The following is a 16,720-nucleotide window of genomic DNA, read 5'->3' as shown; positions in this document are numbered from 1 at the left end:
TCCCACCCACACCGCGAGGGACATCCCCCTCAGCGTCGTCAGCCCCCGGGCGCCCGAGTCACCGAGGGCCCGGCGGCTGCCTTCGGGGTGTCCCCGATCTTCCGCAGCAGTTCCAGCAACACCTCCCGCTCGCTCGCCGTCAGGGCTTCGAAGCATTCCGCGAGGACCGAGTCGGCGACCTCGTGCCCGGCTTCGAGCAGTCGTTCCCCTTCGGAGGTGAGGTGGTGTTCGATGCGCCGGCCGTGCCCGGGGCGGCGGTCGACGAGCCGTTGCGCCACCAGTCGTCCGGCGAGTGTGCCGAAGGCCTGCTCACTCTGGAACGTCGCCGCAGCCAGCTCCCGCGCACTGGCGCCTGGTGTGCGGCTGATCGCCCGCAGCGCGTCCCACTGCGCGAGGGTGCTGCCGACCGAGGCGAGGCGGCTGTCCAGCGCCCGGTGCTGGCGGTACTGGACGGCCTTCACGGCCCTTCCGAGGATCTGCGGTTCAACGGCCATGCCACCAGGCTAACACCACGACTAAGCTTGCTTATATAAACATCCTTAGTTACTGTCGCCGGCATGACCCAGCCGACACTCACCGCATACGGCCCCGCCGCCGGCCGCCCCGTCCTCGTCCTGCACGGGGGCGGCGGCCCGGCCACCGTCGCCCCGATCGCCGAGCACTTCTCCGCGACCTCCCGCGCCCTGCTCCCCACCCACCCGGGCTGGAACGGCACGCCCCGGCCCGACGACTTCACCCGCGTCGCCGACCTGGCCGCCGCCTACCTCCGCCTCCTGCGTGACCAGCACCTGTCCGACGTCCTGGTCATCGGCTCCTCGCTCGGCGGCTGGATCGCCGCCGAGCTGGCGACCGCCGACACCGAGGGCCTGATCAGCGGGATCGCCCTCGTCAACGCGGTCGGCATCGAGGTCGACGGCGCGCCGGTGCGGGACTTCTTCGCCCTGGACGCGCACGGGGTGGCCGAGTACGCGTTCCACGACGCGGAGCGCTTCTACGTCGACCCGGCGACCGTCCCGGCCGCGCAACGCGCCGTCATGCAGGCCAACATGGCGAGCCTGCGCCTCTACACGGGCGGCCCCGCCATGAACGATCCCACGCTCCGCCCCCGCCTCGCCGCCGTCACCGCCCCCACCCTCGTCCTGTGGGGCGAGAGCGACCGCATCGTGACCCCGGCCTACGGCAAGGAGTACGCCGCGTCGTTCAAGGACGCACGCTTCGAAGTCGTCGCACGCGCGGGGCACTTGCCCCACCTCGAACAGCCAGAACGCACCTTCGCCCTGCTCGACGACTTCGCCGCACAGACCACACACCGCTGATAGGTGATGAGTGATAGGTGAAGATGGGTGATAGGTGAAAGTGGAGGCCGGTCGAAGGACAAGACACTGCGGCAGAAGGAAGGGAGCTGACGACGCCGGTCCCCTGTCAGGCTTCCCCTGGCAGGCGCCGGCGTCCGGGGGCAGCGATCAGGGTATCGCTCAGGGAATGTCGTACATGGGGTTGGGCAGCTTGAAGCCGCGGTCGTCGTAGCCGCCCGCGTAGTCGCTGACCTGGTCACCGATGGCCTCGATGAAGTCGTAGCCCTGTGACTGCTCCAGGTACTTGCGTGTATTGGACTTGAACGGGATCGCGGTGCACGTGGTGCCGCAGGGCAGGTAGACCGGCGGGTTGCTGCGCGGGCGCAGGTACAGCCCGTCGATCGGGTAGCCGAGCCCGGCGAGCTGGTTGCGCGAGATGGCGGTGTCCTCGTCGTGGCGGCCGGTGATGAAGACGACCTTGACGCCGTGCGCGTGGGCCCACTGGGCCAGGCGCAGGACGGGGCGGATCACCGGATAGGTGTTGTCGGTGTCGGCCTTCTTGTCCGCGGCCGAGGCGTCCGCGCCGCCGCCGAAGTCGAAGTCGGCGTTGACCGGGTACGTGGAGATCGAGGTGTCGTCGATGTCGAGCATGATCGCCGGGACCGCCGGGCGGTGGTGCGCGAGCCGCTGCGCCAGGTATGCCTGGGCCTTGGCCGCTATCGCCGTCACGTCCTTGCCCCACTGGCTGTCCGCGCCGATCCGGTAGTGGCCCGTCGAGTCCTTGTGGCCGGCGTAGTAGGTGTTGATCTGCTTCTTCAGGAAGTCGAGGTTGTACGGCTCGTGGCCGGCCCGCACGCTGCCGACGGTCGGTGTCGCGGTGTCCGCCGCGGCCACTCCGCCGCAGACCAGCAGCGCGGCCACGGCTCCGGCGACGGCGGCCCTGACGCCGGTGCCGGTCCTGCGGAGTACGGAGGGTCGTTTCACGGGTTCTCCTTGTGCTGAGGGTGAGGGTGAGGGTGAGGGTGAGGGGGTGTGCTGTGCCTGGGGTGTGCTGTGCCTGGGGTGTGCTGTGTCCGGGGGCATCGGGGAATTCCCTTCGCTTCCGGGAAGCGCCGGCATTTCGGCACGGTGCCCGTGGGTTCCTGGGTTCCGCATCCGAATTCCCTTACCTTCAGGGGCGTTGGATGATCCGTTCCGGATGTTAGTAGGCTCGCCGTCACAAAAGGCCAAGGCGACGGGAGAGGGGCGAATGGCTCTTGCCGTGACTCGGGACAGGCGCAGGTCCGCCGCCGGGCGGTGGGAAAACCCTGGTCGTTCAGTCACCGGTCTTGACGGGGCCGTCGCCGGGCAGGAACATGCACTTCCCGTACCGGACAGGGGTGACGCGTCATGAACCTGCGCCCTGCGGGACAGGACTCCGGACCCGAGCGCGCCATCCGTTCCGGCCTGTTCAGCGAGGCGCTGCGCGCGGCCATCGCGGACAGCGGACTGAGCCTGCAGCGCATCAGCGTGAAACTGGGCGAACGCGGTGTCCGGGTCAGCCCGGCCGCGCTCAGCTACTGGCAGCGCGGCAGCAACCGGCCCGAGCGGGCCAGCTCCCTGCGGGCGCTGCGAATGCTGGAGGAGATCCTCGGCCTGCCGGCCGACTCGCTGGTGGTGCTGCTGGGCCCGCGGCGCCCGCGCGGCCGCTGGAGCCCGCGGACCGGCCCGCTCACCACCCATGAACTGTGGAGCAGCTCGGAGGAGTTGGACGCGGTGCTGGACCTGCTGGGGCCCGGGGCCCGGCAGTCCCTGTGGGCCGTCTCCAGCGTGTACACCCACGTCCAGGAGACGATAGGGGCCGATCGCTCCTCGCAGGGCGTGCGGGTACGCCGGGTGGTCCGCGCGGAACGCGACGGGGTCGACCGGGTGATCGTCGTGCTGCACACCGGCGATCCGCTCGCGGACGTCAGCGCGCTCGCGCCCTGCCGCACGGGCCGTACGCGGCGCGGCCCGCGGGCCGGTTACTCGGTGGTGGAACTCATCCTGGACCGTGTCCTGAACCAGGGTGACACCACGACCGTCGAGTACGTCATGCCGGCGGACGCGCAGCCGCAGAGCTACAGCCGGCACTCCCTCTACCTCCCGTCCCCGGTCCTGGTGGTCGAGGTCCTCTTCCACCCGGGGGCGCTGCCCGCCCGGTGCGAGAGCTATCACGCGGCCCGCGTCGGCGTGCCGCAGCAGGCGCTCGGGCCGCTCTGGCTGGGCAGCGGGGGCACGGCGCACCTGGCGCTGACCGAGGTCGAGGCCGGGACGTACGGCATCCGCTGGGAGTGGGACTGACCGGAAGGCCGCGAGGGTCCTCGCGGGTCTCTTTCCGCTCCCTTGCCGCTCCCTTGCCGCTCTCTTCCTGCCGGGGCGGGGCAGTACCGGCGGCGTGAGCGTCCCGGACACCCCGGACACACCGTCAAGTAATCAACTGAACGATCAGGGACGTCGGGCACCGCAATGCCATTCGCCGGGGCGTTCCGCTTCCCGGCATTCAGAGACCGGGAATTGCCGCGTGGTGAACCGTTGACGAGTACCTGCGAACAAGCTCTACATTCCGTGCCGTCCGGCACCCCGCACCGGACACCGAAACCGGCTCGACCGGAATTCCGGGAGCCGTTCGGGACGCGCGTTCAGTACGGAAGGAAATACATGTCCAGGATCCATCGCGGCGCCGCGGCCGCCGCCCTCGCGGCGGCCTGCTGCCTCACGGCGACCGGCACGGCGCACGCCATCATCGGCGGCTCCGCCGTCAAGAACATCTCCAACGCCCCCTGGGCGGCCCAGGTCCGTTTCAACGGGGGCGGCAGTCACTGCTCCGGAGCGGTCATCGCCGCCCAGTGGGTGCTGACCGCGGGGCACTGCAAGAGCAACGACGATTTCGTGCTGCTCGGCAGCGTCACCAAGGGCCAGGGCACCCAGATCAGCACCGACCGGCAGATCCAGGCCGACGGCGAGGACATCCTGCTGCTGCACCTCACCAAGCCCTACAAGACCACGTACGCCCCGTACGGCTCGTCCGGCGACCGCCCCGCCGACGGCAAGTCCGTCACCGCGTACGGCTACGGCGACACCGACAACGACGGGGGCAAGTCGACCACGCTCAAGACCTGCACGATGAAGGTGAAGGACAACGACGCGAGCGACGGCAAGAACGACCACGTCATCCAGCTCACCAAGGGCTCCGGCATCTCCGCCAGCGGTGACTCCGGCGGCCCCGTCTTCTACGGCGGCGTGATCGTCGGCACCGACAGCCGGGGTACCGACACCGTGAAGGACTACGCGGACATCACCTCGTACAGCGGCTGGATATCGCGGACCGTCGGCTCCTGACGGCTCTGGGCGCGGCGCTCTGGGCGCGGCGGTCAGGGCGCGGCGGTCAGGGCGCGGCGGTCAGGGCGCGGCGGTCGGGGCCCGGTGGTCAGACGGACGGTGACGGTCCGGCCGGGCCGAAGACGTGGGCGTGCGCGCTCCCGGACGCCTCACCGGCCTCACCTCACCTCACCTCACCTCACCGAGGAGAGGTTTTGCCGAACGGTCGACCAACGATCGTCCCTGCTCAGATAGCTTCTCGGCGTCCGCTGAAGGTGAGGAGCGGGCTGCTCCGTCATGACGGAGCAGCCCGCTGGGAGGCATGTGATGGTTCCGAACAACGTCGTGGAGACAGCGGCCGCGCTGCCGGCTGCCTGGAGTTCGTCGTCCTTCTGCCGGGTGGGAACGGCCTGGGTGAAAGTGCTGCGCATGGACAGCGGTCCGGTCCCGGAAGAGGTGCACGGGGCTGACGAGGTGCTGCTTGTGCTCGACGGACGGCTGGAACTGCTGGTGGAGGACACCGAGGTCGTCGTGGAGGGGGGCGAGATGGTCCGGGTGCCGGCGGGCGCGCGACACGCTGTCCGCCCCGGCAGCCGTGGCACGTTGGTGATCGTGGAGGAGTCCGGGGCCTGAAGGCGCTCAAGTCCCGCACTCAAGTCCCGCGTTCGAGTCCCGGGTCTTCGCTCGCTCGGTGCATGCCGGAAGACGGCCGTCGACGTCATCGTCTGCCGCGCGCACCGCCCTTACTCGTTGTGCGTGGGGAAGACCTGGACGTCGGTGTAGGCGCCCTTGATCTGTCCGGCGCCCGCGGGCCACTTCAGGGTCACGGTGTGGGTCTCGTTCGGGGGCGTCACCAGGAGGTTGGTCGGGGACGTGAGGCTCTTGCCGGTGGTGTCGATGTCGTAGGCGAGGTCGAAGATGGCGGTGTCACCGGGCTTCAGGGTGGTGATACGGGGCTCGGCCCGGCCGCGCTCGATGGGGCTGGAGGTGTGGTCGGCGTCCTTGATGTCGACGCCCGCGAAACCCGTCGCCGAGCACGTGGTCGAACCCCGGTTGACCATGGTGATGTTGATCCTGCCGGAGGTCTTGTCGGGCGCGGCGTCCCTGGCGTCGATGGCCAGGTCCTTCGTCCTGCAGAAGGTGATCTTGCCGCTGGTCCCCTTCGCGCCGCTCCCGCCGCCCGATCCGGCCTTGGTCTCCTCGCCGCCGGAGCCCGAGTTGGCGTTGCCGGAGTTGGCGTTGCCCGAGCCGGAGTTCGTGTTGCCGGACGCCGAGCCGCCGGCGCCCGAGCCGCCCTCCGGCTGCGAGCCACCGGCCGAGGACGAGGAGGACGAGGACGAGGCCGCGGAGTTCTTGGCGGCCGAGTCCGTCCCGGAGTCGTCGCCGCCACAGGCGGTGAGCGAGAGGGTGGCGGCAACGCCGATGGCGGTGAGAGCGGTGACGCGGGTGTACTTCACGGTGTTCCCCCAGCAAGAGCGGCGGTGCGGGTGGTCTGAAATATTTGTATCTCGCAACGAGTTACAGGCGGTCCACCACGACGTCTTCGTTCTGTCACAGGCGCGGCGTAGTGGTGATGCCGTGAGCGGCGGCTTCCGGCCGAAGGGCTTACCGGCTCGGAGTGACCCAGTCGTCCAGCTGGATGATCACTCCGTTCCGGGTCTTCGACCCTGCCCGCCACCCGCTCGCCACCCCCGTGGGCAGCACGCCCGGCACAGCCCACCAGGGCGCCCACAGCCCCGGCCACGCCTTCGAGTTCGGGTCGCGGTGCGTGCTCGACGGCTTCGCCGCGCTCCTCGGGGAGCGCGGCGGCACCCGCACTCAGGCCGAGGAGCGGCGGTGGAGCGGCCCCGGGTCGCCGGCCTGCCCGACGGGCGTCGTAGATTCGTGTCATGACGACTGTCGACGATCAGGGTTACGTGATCCGTGCCGCCCGTCCCGAGGACGCCGAGGCGATGAAGGTGCTCGACGGGTCCTTCACCACGCGCACCGTCTATCGCGTGACCGTCACCGAGGACGGCTTCGCTCTCCGGGAGGTGCCGGTGGAGCCGCCGCTTCGCAAGGTCTTCCCGGCGGAGGACACCGACGACGACCTCACGGCCGCGGATTCTGCGGACAGGCGCACGTTCGTCGCCGTCGGCCCTGACGGCTGTCTCGTGGGTTTCGCCGCCGTCTCCTATGATCCGTGGAACCGACGGCTGGTCATCGAGGACATCGAGATCGCGCCCGCCCATCGAGGCCGGGGCATCGGACGTACTCTGATGGGTCACGCCGTCGAGTTCGGCCGTGCGCGCGGTGCCGGGCACGTCTGGCTGGAGGTCACCAACGTCAACGCGCCGGCGATCCACGCGTACCGCCGTATGGGCTTCCGCTTCTGCGGGCTGGACCTGGCGCTCTACGACGGCACAGCGTCCTCGGGCGAACACGCGCTCTACATGAGCATGACCTGTCCGCCGCCCGAGCCGACCGGTGCCCAGGGCGGCGTGCGGGCGGATCACTCGGACAGCCGATAGCGGAGCAACAGCCGAGAGCGGAGCAGGGGACGCCGATACGGCCGTGTGGCGCTTCCGCCATGACCGGCATGGGCGACGCGGATGCCGGTGGGCGGGTCGTGGACGGGCGGGCGCGCCTTCGCCGGGTGAAGCTGGGGACGTGAGCATCACTGGCAAGCATTCCGCGAGCGTCGGGCAGATCTCCGCGGCGCTGGCCGCGCTGGCGGGCGAACCGGCGGCCGATCGGGACGGTGGTCGTGGTCCTGACGGGCCGCGGGAAGAGGACCGTCTGCGGCTGCTGGGCCGGCTGCTCGCCAGGACGGAGCTGCTGATCACGGCCGCGACCCGGCTGACCGAGGAGGGGGAGGTCGAGGACGTTCTGGGGACGGTGCAGGGGTGGGGCGAGGAGCTGGGGGCCGAGCCCGGCGTCGCGGTCAACGTCCTGACGAACAGGCTCCAGCGCACCGCCTTGCAGGTCTCCGGCCCCCAGGCCGAGGAACTGCCACCGGGGCGGGAGGCCGCCTTCGCCGCCGTGATGACGGCGGTGTACGCGCTCAGCGCCCAGCTGCACGCCGACCGCGGTGACGCCGAAGGGACCCGGCACGCCCTGAGCGGGGCCGAGGAAGCCCTCATCGACACCCTGCAAGGAATGCACGACCTGCGTATCGCCATCGGCGACGCGGCCGGGCAGGAGGACGCGGCAGGCGGCTGACGCGGCGGGCGGCTGACCGAGCGGCCGGGAGGCTCCGGGCGCCTGTGGGGCGCCTGCTCGTACACGCGTTTGGTGCGGAGGGTCGGGGACACACGAACCGGACAGCCTCCGGCGCGGCGTGGCGTGGTGCGGCACGGACGCGGGCGCGGTGTCGGCGGATCGTGCGGGAGTGATGACAAGGGGTTGGTCGTGATGACCGTGGCGGCGCGGGGTGGCGGCGGCAGCGTCGGTGGTGGCGGTGGCGGTGGTTCCAGTGGTCTCTATGACGTGCTGGAGCTCATTCTCGACCGGGGGCTGGTGATCGACGCGTTCGTGCGGGTGTCCCTCGTCGGTATCGAGATACTCAAGATCGATATTCGTATCGTGGTGGCCAGCGTCGACACCTATCTGCGGTTCGCGGAGGCGTGCAACCGCCTGGACCTGGAATCGGGGCCGCGGAAGCCGGCCGGGCTCACCGAGCTGCCCGATCGGATGAAGGGGTCCGGCGCCCAGGGGATGGCCAAGGGTGCCCTGTCGGGGGCCGTGGAGGCGATGTCGGACGCCTTTCAGCAGGCCCGCACCGAGGGCCGGGCGCGGCGGGACGACTAGGCCGGGAACGGGTGACGTGAGCCTCCGGGGTGACGTGAGCCTCCAGGAGTGATGTGATCCGCCGGGTGGAGCGGCTGCGGATCTCACGTGGCCCGTTCGTCAGCCCCGGTGGGCCTCGGTGTCGCCGTTGACGGTGCGGAGCGTCAGGCGGTGTCGGTGGTCCGTGGCGGCGGCGGGCGGGATGTCGGTGGTGGAGCGGCCGTTGACGGTACTGGTGTCGGTCGCGTACGGCGGGGCGTCGGCCGGGAGGGTCACGCGTACGGAGCCGTTGCGGGTCACGCCGTCGAGCGTGTCGGGTGAGGTCGTGCACAGCAGGTCGACGTCCCCGTTGACCGTCTCGGCGCCCACGTCACGGGCCTGCAGGCCGGTCGCGTGGACGGAGCCGTTGCGGGTCACGAGGTGCTGGCGGGCCCCCTTCGTGCCCGAGTCCTGCACGGTGACGTCGCCGTTGACGGTGCTCAGGCTCAGTTCGCCCCGTACGTCGCTCACGTCGACGCCGGCGTTGCGGGCCCGCACGGTGAGGGTGACACCGCTGGGCACGTGGACGAGCGGCATCCCGCCGCAGTTGTCCCTGGCCCGGTCGTCGCTCTCGTCGCAGGGCAGGTCGAGGGTGTGCGTGTTCCCGTCCCCGGACCAGCGGGCGAGGGTCGTGTCGTCCACCGTCACGCTGTCGTCGTCCGTCCCCACGACCCGTACGCCGCCCTGGGTGGTGATGACGAGACGGCTGCCGCTCGCGAGAGTGGCCTTCTCGAACGTCCCTCGGCTCTCGCTGGGGGCGGCCCCGGGCAGCGCGGGGTCGCCGCCGTCGTGATGGCAGGCCGTCAGGGCGAGGAGCGGAAGCAGCGCGCACCCGGCCCAGGTCGCGCGGCCGCCGTGACGGGACTTCCGTCCGGGGCCCGGGCGGGCCGGGCTGCGGGTCGGCCGGCTGGTCAGGCCGCTGGTCGGGCCGCTGGTCGGGCCGCTCCACGATGTCGATATCGATGGCGATGGCGATGGCGATGGCGATGGCGTCGTCATGGGACGCGTATGCCCGGGAGGGGCGAGTTCACGGCGTTCCCGGCTGCCCCGTCGCGGTGGGCTCCCCGCCTCGCCGTCACCCGCCGGACAGCGGGTCGTGGCCCCAGTTCATGAGGGAGTGCCGCCACCGGGTGTCCCGTACGTCGCCGGACGGGCGCTGGGCCAGATGACGGTGGACGTAGCCGACGACCTTGCGCATGTGCCGGTAGTCGTCGTCCGAGAGGTCGCTCTGCTTCGTCCGCAGGATCTCGGTGATCCGGCGGCCGGAGGCGTGCCCGGTGGACTCGCCCCCGCCCTGGTGCTGACCGGCGCCGCGCGACTCGTCGGACTCCAGCCACTTGTCCAGCTCGGCCGGTGTCATGTTCACCAGTTCGCGGAACTCGTCCCAGGTCTCTTTCCGCTCGGTGTCGTCCATGCCGTCTCGTTTCCCGTCCGGTGCGGTCTGGGCGCGGTGCGGAGCGCCGTGCCGTTCGCGGTGCCTCGGACCGCCCGTGTCCCCGTGGCGGCGGGTCCGCGGTTCCATCGTCGGGGTGGGCTGTCCGTCTCGCAGCTTCGCGCCCGGCGGGGCCGGCGTACGGCGTCGGCTCGCGGCGCGGCGGCGGTTCGGCGCGGCGACGGTTCGGCGCGGCGGCGGTTCGGCGCGGCGGCCTCACGTCACCGGCTTTCCGGGCGGTCAGGAGGTGGCGGGGCGGGTGCCGTCCGTGGTTCCGGGCCCGGCGCCCGCCTCGCGTTCCAGTTCCCGCTTGAGGTTGCGCAGGGTGATGTGGATGTTCTTCGCCTGGAAGTCGGCGAAGGTGCTGCCCGCGGTGGCGATCCGGTCGAAGACCTGAGCGGCGAACGCCGGCCACGAGCGCCGGTCGTCGGTCCAGATCTCGGTCACGCGGGTGCCCGTGCCTTCCGGTTCGAAGCGGTACTCCCAGGTGGCGATGGGGCCGCGCAGACGCGGCCGGTCGCGGCCGATGGCGTGCACCCGGAAGGCGAAACGGCGGCCCGGCTCCGCCGCCGTGACCGTGCAGCGGGTCACCCAGCGGAAGCGGCCACGCCGGTTGCGGCCGACGAACGTGGTGCCCGCGACGGCCGGTTCCTGGTCCGAGGTGTCCGTCGTCCCGAGGTTCTCCGGGCTCCACCGGCCCATGTCGCCGGGGCGGCTCACCGCCCGGTAGGCGAGTGCGGGCGGGACATCGATGACGATGCTGTCGCTCACGGTGAACAGTCGGGGCATCCTGCCGCCTCCCGGTCGGGGACCAAAGGTCTTCCTACTGGCGAGTAGCCATCATGGCACGCCCCTGCGGGCGGCGGGCGACGCCCAGGTCAGGACACAGGACAGCAGCAGCACGGCACCGGCGGCGGCCATGATCACGGCGGATGATTGTCCAGCGTCGCTGGTCAGCCCGGCTCGCGCCCGGGTTCGGTCCTCGCCATGGCGCCCGGCTGCGGCTTGACTTCGTGCGCACTCCAACTCGTAGCGTCGTGGACGTCCGGCGCGCGAGGGCGGCCCCGGGGCCGCCTGCCACAGGATGCCGGTGGGCGGAAACCGTCGCTAGATGGAAGCAGGCCCTCGCGCCGGACGGCCGGCGATCAAGAACGCGAAAGGACCCTCATGCAGGAGCGCAGTCTGCGGGACCTCCAGGTATCGGCCATCGGGCTCGGATGCATGGGCATGTCCGCCTTCTACGGCACCACCGACCAGGACGAGGGTGTCGCGACCATCCGGCGGGCCCTCGAACTGGGCATCACCTTCCTCGACACCGCCCAGCTGTACGGCCCGCTCACCAACGAGTCGCTGGTCGGCGAGGCGATCAGGGGGCACCGCGACGAGTACGTCATCGCCACCAAGTTCAACTACCGGATGGACGACGCCGTACCGGGCGACATGAGCAGCATCGGCCGCCAGGACGGCTCGGCCGAGCACGTGCGCAGTTCCGTGCACGGCTCGCTGGAGCGGCTGGGCACCGACCACATCGACCTGTACTACCAGCACCGCGTCGACCCGGACGTGCCCATCGAGGAGACGGTCGGGGCGCTCGGTGAGCTGGTCGCCGAGGGCAAGGTGCGGCACATCGGGCTGAGCGAGGCCGGCGCGGAGACGATCCGGCGGGCGCACGCCGTGCACCCCGTCACCGCCGTGCAGAGCGAGTACTCGCTGTGGTCGCGGGACGTGGAGGCCGAGGTGCTGCCGGCCTGCCGGGAGCTGGGCATCGGCTTCGTGCCGTACTCGCCGCTGGGCCGCGGCTTCCTGGCGGGCCGCTTCAGCTCCCCGGACGAGCTGGACGAGAACGACTTCCGCCGTAGCAACCCCCGCTTCACGGACGCCAACCTGGCGGCGAACCTGCGGCTGGCGGCGAAGGTCAAGGAGATCGCCGCCGAGAAGGACGTCACCCCGGCCCAGCTCGCGATCGCCTGGGTGCTGGCGCAGGGCGAGGATCTGGTGCCGATCCCGGGCACCAAGCGCCGCACCTACCTGGAGCAGAACGCCGCCGCGGCCGACATCGAGCTGACCGGGGAGGACCTGGACCGCATCGACGCGGAGCTGCCCCAGGTGGCGGGCGAGCGGTACGACGAGGCGGGGATGCGGGCGGTCAACCGCTAGGGCCCCTCGCTCCGTCCGGATCATGCCGGGCCGGGCCGGGGCCGGGCCGGGGCCGGGCCGGGGCCGGGCCGGGCTCAGGAGGTCGCGGGCGGCACGCTAGGCGGACCTGTCCTCGTCGGCGGCTACGAGGACGGGTCCGCGGCCGAGTTCCGCGAGCGCGCGGCGAGGACCTGGAGGGCGCATCGGCCACCAGGGTCGTCGCACGGCATGGCATGGCATGGCATGGAATCGCACGGCATCGCATGGCATCACACGGCGCCTCCCGGTCGTGCTCTCCGGCGCCCGAGCCTCACGGAGGGGCACCCCCGCCCCCTCCCCCGGCGCGTCAGGTCGCCGCCGACACCGAGCGTTCCGCGGCCAGGGGCTGGTCGCCCGAGGCGACGGCGAAGTCGCGCAGCAGCCCCTGCAAGGTCTCGTCCGCGCCGTGCCGGCCCACGAAGTAGCCGGCGGCCCGCAGTTGGGCCAGGCCGTGCATCTGGCACCACAGCTGCCAGGCGAGCAGGGACGAGTTGCCGTCCCGGAAGCGGCCGGCCGCCATGCACCGCCGGATCGCGGCGTGCGGGATCCGCAGAACGTCCAGGCCCATGACCCGGTCGTCGGCGGTGAACTCGAACCCGGCCAGCCGGGAGCCGCCCAGCATCACCGCGTACACATCGGGTTCGGCGCGGGCGAACTCCTGGTAGGTGACGCACAGCCGGGCGAGCGCGGTCACCGGGTCGTCCCCCCCGGCGGCCTCCACCACCAGGAGCCGTTCGCTGAACCGCGCGAAGCCCTCTCGCATCGCCTCCCGGACCAGCTCCGGCATGGAACCGAAGTGGGTGTAGACCGCCATCGTGGAGGCCCCGGCCGCCCGGACCACCCGGCGCACGGTGAGTGCGGCGGGTCCTTCCTCGGCCAGGATCCGGGCGGCCTCGTCGAGGAGTTTGCGGCGGATCGCGGTTGACACACCGGCATCATAACGCTGTTATTGGAGGCGTGGTCATAACAGCGTTATGGGGGTGCGCATGCTGATGGCGATGCTCAAGGAGAGGGTGCGGGCGGACCGGCCCAGACTGCCCGACGCGGCCGGCGACGCAGGCGAGACGGCCGGCGAGGGGCCCTCGCTGCGCCTGCTGCTGCTCGGCGACTCCACCGCCGCCGGAGTGGGCGCCGAAGAGCACCGGGACGCCCTCGTCGGCCAGGTCGCCACCGCGCTGACCGCGCTCACCGGCCGCGCTGTGAGCTGGCGGGTGGCCGCGCGGTCGGGGGCGACCGTGCGCGGCCTGCGGGCCGTGCTGCTCGGTCAGCTCACCGACCCGCTCCGGCGCTGGCAGCCGGACCTGATCCTCCTCTCGGCCGGCACCAACGACGCCATGCGCGTACGGCGGCCCGGTGCCTTCCGCCGGGACGTCGAGCGACTGGTCCGTGACATCCGGCTGCGCCTCGGCCACGACGTCCCGATCGTCTTCGCCGGACTGCCGCACCTGGACGTCCACCAGGGCCTGCCGCACCCCGTGCGCACGCCTCTCCACTCGTACGTCCGGCTTCTCGACCGGCAGTTCAAGCTGGTCGCCGCACGGGGCGCGGTGCTCTTCCACGTACCCGCGGGCGGACCGCCCCGGTTCGCCGGGGGCTGGCTGGCCGCCGACCGCTTCCACCCGTCGGTGCCCGGATACCGGGGCTGGGCCCGCAACCTCGCCGCGGGCATCGCGACGCTGCTGGAGACCGGCGTGTGCCGCGGTCCGGAGCAAGGGAGTGCGAAGCCGTGAGCCACTACAAGTCGAACCTGCGCGACCTGCGCTTCAACCTCTTCGAGGTCCTGGGCCGCGACGCCGTCTACGGAACGGGCCCCTTCACCGACGTCGACGGGCCCGCGGCCCGGGACATCCTGGCCGAGATCGGCCGGCTCGCCACCGACGACCTCGCCGACTCGGCGACGGACGCCGACCGCAACCCCCCGGTGTTCGACGCCCGGTCCGGTACCGCGCCGCTCCCCCCGTCGTTCCGGAAGGCGTACGACACCTTCATGGACGCCGAGTGGTGGCGCCTGGGCCTGCCCGCGGAGCTGGGCGGGACCGCCGCGCCGCCCTCCCTGTACTGGTCCTTCGCGGAACTGGTCCTGGGCGCCAATCCGGCCCTGTGGCTCTATTCCGGCGGCGTGAGCTTCGCCCGCGTGGTGCACGAGCTGGGCACCGAGGAACAGCGCGCCGTCGCCCGGCTGATGGTGGACCGGCGGTGGGGCGCGACGATGGTGCTCACGGAGCCGGACGCCGGGTCCGACGTCGGCGCGGGCCGCACGAAGGCCGTCCGGCAGGAGGACGGCTCCTGGCACCTGGAGGGCGTGAAGCGGTTCATCACCAACGCCGAGCACGACCTGTCCGAGAACATCGTGCACTTCGTGCTGGCCCGCCCCGAGGGCGCGGGTCCCGGCACCAAGGGCCTGTCCCTGTTCCTCGTGCCCAAGTACGACTTCGACCGGACCACCGGTGACCTGCGCGAGCGCAACGGCGTCCACGTCACCGCCGTCGAGCACAAGCTGGGCCTCAAGGCGTCCAACACCTGCGAGATGACGTTCGGCGCCCGGGGCGCGGCGAAGGGCTGGCTTCTCGGCGAGCGGCACGACGGCATCCGGCAGATGTTCAGGATCATCGAGTTCGCGCGGATGATGGTCGGCACGAAGGCGATCTCGACGTTGTCCACCGGCTACCTGAACGCCCTGGAGTACGCCAAAGAACGCGTGCAGGGCCCGGATCTGGCCAGGGCCGCCGACCGCACGGCTCCCCGCGTCACCATCACGCACCATCCCGACGTCCGGCGCTCGCTGCTGCTGCAGAAGGCGTACGCCGAGGGGCTGCGGACGCTGGTCCTCTACACGGCGTGCGTGCAGGACGGCATCGCGCTGGGCGAGGCGGCGGGCACCGACACGTCCGCCGCCCGCGCGCTGAACGACCTGCTCCTGCCCCTGGTGAAGGGCTACGGCTCGGAGCGCGCCTACGAGCAGCTCAACCAGTCCCTGCAGATCCTCGGCGGCTCCGGCTACCTGCAGGACTACCCGCTCGAACAGTACCTGCGCGACGCCCGGATCGACACCCTCTACGAGGGGACCACGGCGATCCAGGGGCAGGACTTCTTCTTCCGGAAGGTCGTCCGCGACCAGGGGCGGACGCTCGGTGCCCTCTTCGCGGAGATCAAGGGCTTCCTCGCCGCCGGGGCCGGCGGCGGGCAACTCGCCGGGGCGCGTGCGGAGCTGGCCGCGGCGGTGCTGGACCTGGAGGCGATGACCGCCGTCATGCTCGGGCAGCTGGCCGACGCCGCGCAGGACGTCACGTCCGTGTACAAGGTGGGCCAGAACACCACCCGGTTCCTCATGGCCGGCGGGGACGTCGTCGTCGCGTATCTGCTGCTGCGCGCCGCCGCCGTGGCGGTGGAGAAACTGCCTGCGGCCCGGGACGGGGAACGGGATTTCTACGCCGGAAAGGTGGCCGCGGCGGCATTCTTCGCCTCGGAGGTGCTTCCGGCGGTGGCCGTCCGGCGCAAACAGGCGGAGAAGACGGACAACTCCCTGATGCGGCTGCCGGAGGGCGCCTTCTGAAGGTTCGCCTCTCCCCCGGCCGGCCTTCACCACGGGTTGGCAAGAACCTGCAATCTTCTTGCTGGTCGTGGCGTCCGGATCAGATAGTGCAGGGAGTTGGTGCAACACATTGCTGACTCACCGGTAACTGACTTGCGGGTAGTACCGGTGAGATCTCAGCTGGTGGTACCGGGGGGTATGATCGGCATCACATTCCGCGGGGCCGCGGCCCCGCGGAATGTGATTTGCGGCGGGGGAGTTGCGCATTGTGGCGGCGGAAAACACCGAATCGCGGCGGCAGGTGCCCGAACCGGAGGATTCCGTGGATGGGGCGCTGAACCAGGCGCGGGCCCTCATCGAGTCGGTGGAGGCCGACCGCCGGTACCGGGCCCGGCCTGAGCGGTTCCTGTCGACGCGCGACGAGGCGGTGCTCCGGCGGACCCTGGCGCGGCTCGCCGGCGGCGACGTCCCCGGCATCGGCGTCCTGCTGCCGGACAACGGCTCCGAGGACGAGGTCCTGCGCGTGGCCTCCGCCTGCCGCGCGGGCGCCCGCGACGACACGGTGGTGCGGCTGCTGTGCGCCCCCGCGGTCAGCCACCTGGAGCCCGTACGGGACGCGGTGGGCTCGCTCGGTCCCAGTGAACTGCGCACGTCACAGGGCGCGTTACGGGAGGCGGTCCTGCTGCCCGGCAGGATCGCGGTCATCTGGCCGGACCTCGGCACCGAGGCCCGGCAGGCCCTGATCGTCCGGGACGTGGCCGTGGTCGGGGCGCTGTCCGGCCTGTTCGCCGTGGCCTGGGCCAACGGGTCCCCTCCGGCCGACCGGCCGCACCAGGGCGACCGGGCGCGCAGCGAGGTGGGCCGCCGCATCCTCGCGTCCCTGATGGCCGGGCAGATCGACGAGGTGGCGGCCCGGGCCCTCGGCATGCCGCTGCGCACCTACCGGCGGTACATCGCGGAGATCATGCGCGAGATGGGGGCGCGCTCGCGGTTCCAGGCCGGCGCCCGAGCCGTCGAATTGGGACTGCTTCCGCCCGAGGCAATACGCTCGGTGGGCCAATGCGATGCGTCGGAGCTGCCGGGACGGATGACGGCGGACTGACTCGGTATACGCGGTGAAGACAATTCCACGGGGGACAC

General features: G+C 71.5%; 18 protein-coding genes. 11 read left to right on the top strand and 7 right to left on the bottom strand.

The window, feature by feature from the left end:
* Positions 1-38 precede the first annotated feature (38 nt).
* Entirely contained in the window at positions 39-494 is a 456-nt protein-coding gene (locus ABZ858_RS21580; protein WP_361380791.1) for a MarR family winged helix-turn-helix transcriptional regulator, read from the bottom strand.
* Between the two features lie 63 nt (positions 495-557).
* On the opposite strand from ABZ858_RS21580, the gene ABZ858_RS21575 reads away from it, so the two are divergent.
* On the top strand, positions 558-1,316 hold the full coding sequence (locus ABZ858_RS21575) for an alpha/beta fold hydrolase (protein ID WP_361380788.1): 759 nt from the start codon (positions 558-560) through the stop codon (positions 1,314-1,316).
* A gap of 159 nt (positions 1,317-1,475) precedes the next feature.
* Here the strand turns inward: ABZ858_RS21575 and ABZ858_RS21570 are convergent, their stop codons facing one another.
* The gene (locus tag ABZ858_RS21570; protein WP_361380786.1) at positions 1,476-2,279 is read right to left on the bottom strand and encodes an HAD family acid phosphatase; all 804 of its coding nucleotides are present in this window, start codon (positions 2,277-2,279) and stop codon (positions 1,476-1,478) included.
* A gap of 405 nt (positions 2,280-2,684) precedes the next feature.
* Between ABZ858_RS21570 and ABZ858_RS21565 the strand changes: the two genes are divergently transcribed.
* From ABZ858_RS21565 to ABZ858_RS21555, 3 genes are all read left to right on the top strand, one after another.
* Positions 2,685-3,617, top strand: a complete 933-nt coding sequence (locus ABZ858_RS21565; protein ID WP_361380783.1) for a hypothetical protein — start codon at positions 2,685-2,687, stop codon at positions 3,615-3,617.
* Between the two features lie 357 nt (positions 3,618-3,974).
* Positions 3,975-4,655, top strand: coding sequence for a trypsin-like serine protease (locus tag ABZ858_RS21560; protein WP_361380780.1), 681 nt, complete (start codon positions 3,975-3,977; stop codon positions 4,653-4,655).
* Between the two features lie 306 nt (positions 4,656-4,961).
* On the top strand, positions 4,962-5,267 hold the full coding sequence (locus tag ABZ858_RS21555; RefSeq protein WP_361380777.1) for a cupin domain-containing protein: 306 nt from the start codon (positions 4,962-4,964) through the stop codon (positions 5,265-5,267).
* Positions 5,268-5,377: 110 nt separating this feature from the next.
* Here the strand turns inward: ABZ858_RS21555 and ABZ858_RS21550 are convergent, their stop codons facing one another.
* A complete protein-coding gene (locus ABZ858_RS21550) occupies positions 5,378-6,091 on the bottom strand; it encodes a DUF4232 domain-containing protein (protein ID WP_361380774.1) in 714 nt (237 codons plus the stop codon).
* A gap of 432 nt (positions 6,092-6,523) precedes the next feature.
* Here ABZ858_RS21550 and ABZ858_RS21545 point away from each other — a divergent pair, with 432 nt between their 5' ends.
* From ABZ858_RS21545 to gvpJ, 3 genes are all read left to right on the top strand, one after another.
* The gene (locus ABZ858_RS21545; protein WP_361380771.1) at positions 6,524-7,144 is read left to right on the top strand and encodes a GNAT family N-acetyltransferase; all 621 of its coding nucleotides are present in this window, start codon (positions 6,524-6,526) and stop codon (positions 7,142-7,144) included.
* Positions 7,145-7,283: 139 nt separating this feature from the next.
* On the top strand, positions 7,284-7,835 hold the full coding sequence (locus ABZ858_RS21540; protein WP_361380768.1) for a hypothetical protein: 552 nt from the start codon (positions 7,284-7,286) through the stop codon (positions 7,833-7,835).
* 192 nt (positions 7,836-8,027) lie between these two features.
* Positions 8,028-8,423, top strand: coding sequence for a gas vesicle protein GvpJ (gene gvpJ / locus ABZ858_RS21535; RefSeq protein WP_361380845.1), 396 nt, complete (start codon positions 8,028-8,030; stop codon positions 8,421-8,423).
* Positions 8,424-8,522: 99 nt separating this feature from the next.
* Here the strand turns inward: gvpJ and ABZ858_RS21530 are convergent, their stop codons facing one another.
* The 3 genes from ABZ858_RS21530 to ABZ858_RS21520 form a co-directional block, all read right to left on the bottom strand.
* Positions 8,523-9,440, bottom strand: a complete 918-nt coding sequence (locus tag ABZ858_RS21530) for a DUF4097 family beta strand repeat-containing protein (RefSeq protein WP_361380765.1) — start codon at positions 9,438-9,440, stop codon at positions 8,523-8,525.
* 76 nt (positions 9,441-9,516) lie between these two features.
* The gene (locus tag ABZ858_RS21525) at positions 9,517-9,855 is read right to left on the bottom strand and encodes a DUF3140 domain-containing protein (RefSeq protein ID WP_361380763.1); all 339 of its coding nucleotides are present in this window, start codon (positions 9,853-9,855) and stop codon (positions 9,517-9,519) included.
* 258 nt (positions 9,856-10,113) lie between these two features.
* Positions 10,114-10,662 (bottom strand): SRPBCC family protein, encoded by a 549-nt coding sequence (locus ABZ858_RS21520; RefSeq protein ID WP_361380760.1) that lies wholly within the window; start codon positions 10,660-10,662, stop codon positions 10,114-10,116.
* Positions 10,663-11,040: 378 nt separating this feature from the next.
* Between ABZ858_RS21520 and ABZ858_RS21515 the strand changes: the two genes are divergently transcribed.
* Entirely contained in the window at positions 11,041-12,030 is a 990-nt protein-coding gene (locus tag ABZ858_RS21515; RefSeq protein WP_361380757.1) for an aldo/keto reductase, read from the top strand.
* A 325-nt stretch (positions 12,031-12,355) separates the two neighbouring features.
* Here ABZ858_RS21515 and ABZ858_RS21510 read toward each other — a convergent pair whose 3' ends face one another.
* Positions 12,356-12,976, bottom strand: coding sequence for a TetR/AcrR family transcriptional regulator (locus ABZ858_RS21510; RefSeq protein WP_361380755.1), 621 nt, complete (start codon positions 12,974-12,976; stop codon positions 12,356-12,358).
* A gap of 46 nt (positions 12,977-13,022) precedes the next feature.
* Between ABZ858_RS21510 and ABZ858_RS21505 the strand changes: the two genes are divergently transcribed.
* The 3 genes from ABZ858_RS21505 (at position 13,023) to ABZ858_RS21495 (ending at position 16,682) form a co-directional block, all read left to right on the top strand.
* Complete coding sequence (locus tag ABZ858_RS21505; RefSeq protein WP_361380752.1) at positions 13,023-13,778, top strand: SGNH/GDSL hydrolase family protein; 756 nt, start codon at positions 13,023-13,025, stop codon at positions 13,776-13,778.
* Positions 13,775-15,601: an acyl-CoA dehydrogenase gene (locus ABZ858_RS21500; RefSeq protein WP_361380749.1), complete on the top strand. Its 1,827-nt coding sequence runs from the start codon at positions 13,775-13,777 to the stop codon at positions 15,599-15,601. Before ABZ858_RS21505 ends, ABZ858_RS21500 begins: the two co-directional genes overlap by 4 nt.
* 301 nt (positions 15,602-15,902) lie before the next feature.
* Positions 15,903-16,682, top strand: coding sequence for a hypothetical protein (locus tag ABZ858_RS21495; protein ID WP_361380746.1), 780 nt, complete (start codon positions 15,903-15,905; stop codon positions 16,680-16,682).
* Positions 16,683-16,720 lie beyond the last annotated feature (38 nt).

The sequence above is a fragment of the Streptomyces sp. NPDC047017 genome (assembly GCF_040644175.1).
Classification (GTDB): Bacteria; Actinomycetota; Actinomycetes; order Streptomycetales; family Streptomycetaceae; genus Streptomyces.
The sequence above is the reverse complement of the archived record's forward strand: the minus strand, read 5'-3'. Positions and strand labels throughout refer to the sequence as shown.

Bases quoted from the DNA above. Each gene is read 5' to 3' on its own strand.
- ABZ858_RS21560 (WP_361380780.1), top strand. From the start codon at position 3,975: ATGTCCAGGATCCATCGCGGCGCCGCGGCCGCCGCCCTCGCGGCGGCC.
- ABZ858_RS21525 (WP_361380763.1), bottom strand. From the start codon at position 9,855: ATGGACGACACCGAGCGGAAAGAGACCTGGGACGAGTTCCGCGAACTG.
- ABZ858_RS21575 (WP_361380788.1), top strand. From the start codon at position 558: ATGACCCAGCCGACACTCACCGCATACGGCCCCGCCGCCGGCCGCCCC.
- ABZ858_RS21505 (WP_361380752.1), top strand. From the start codon at position 13,023: ATGGGGGTGCGCATGCTGATGGCGATGCTCAAGGAGAGGGTGCGGGCG.
- ABZ858_RS21580 (WP_361380791.1), bottom strand. From the start codon at position 494: ATGGCCGTTGAACCGCAGATCCTCGGAAGGGCCGTGAAGGCCGTCCAG.
- ABZ858_RS21545 (WP_361380771.1), top strand. From the start codon at position 6,524: ATGACGACTGTCGACGATCAGGGTTACGTGATCCGTGCCGCCCGTCCC.
- ABZ858_RS21515 (WP_361380757.1), top strand. From the start codon at position 11,041: ATGCAGGAGCGCAGTCTGCGGGACCTCCAGGTATCGGCCATCGGGCTC.
- ABZ858_RS21520 (WP_361380760.1), bottom strand. From the start codon at position 10,662: ATGCCCCGACTGTTCACCGTGAGCGACAGCATCGTCATCGATGTCCCG.
- ABZ858_RS21530 (WP_361380765.1), bottom strand. From the start codon at position 9,440: ATGACGACGCCATCGCCATCGCCATCGCCATCGCCATCGATATCGACA.
- gvpJ (WP_361380845.1), top strand. From the start codon at position 8,028: ATGACCGTGGCGGCGCGGGGTGGCGGCGGCAGCGTCGGTGGTGGCGGT.
- ABZ858_RS21565 (WP_361380783.1), top strand. From the start codon at position 2,685: ATGAACCTGCGCCCTGCGGGACAGGACTCCGGACCCGAGCGCGCCATC.
- ABZ858_RS21555 (WP_361380777.1), top strand. From the start codon at position 4,962: ATGGTTCCGAACAACGTCGTGGAGACAGCGGCCGCGCTGCCGGCTGCC.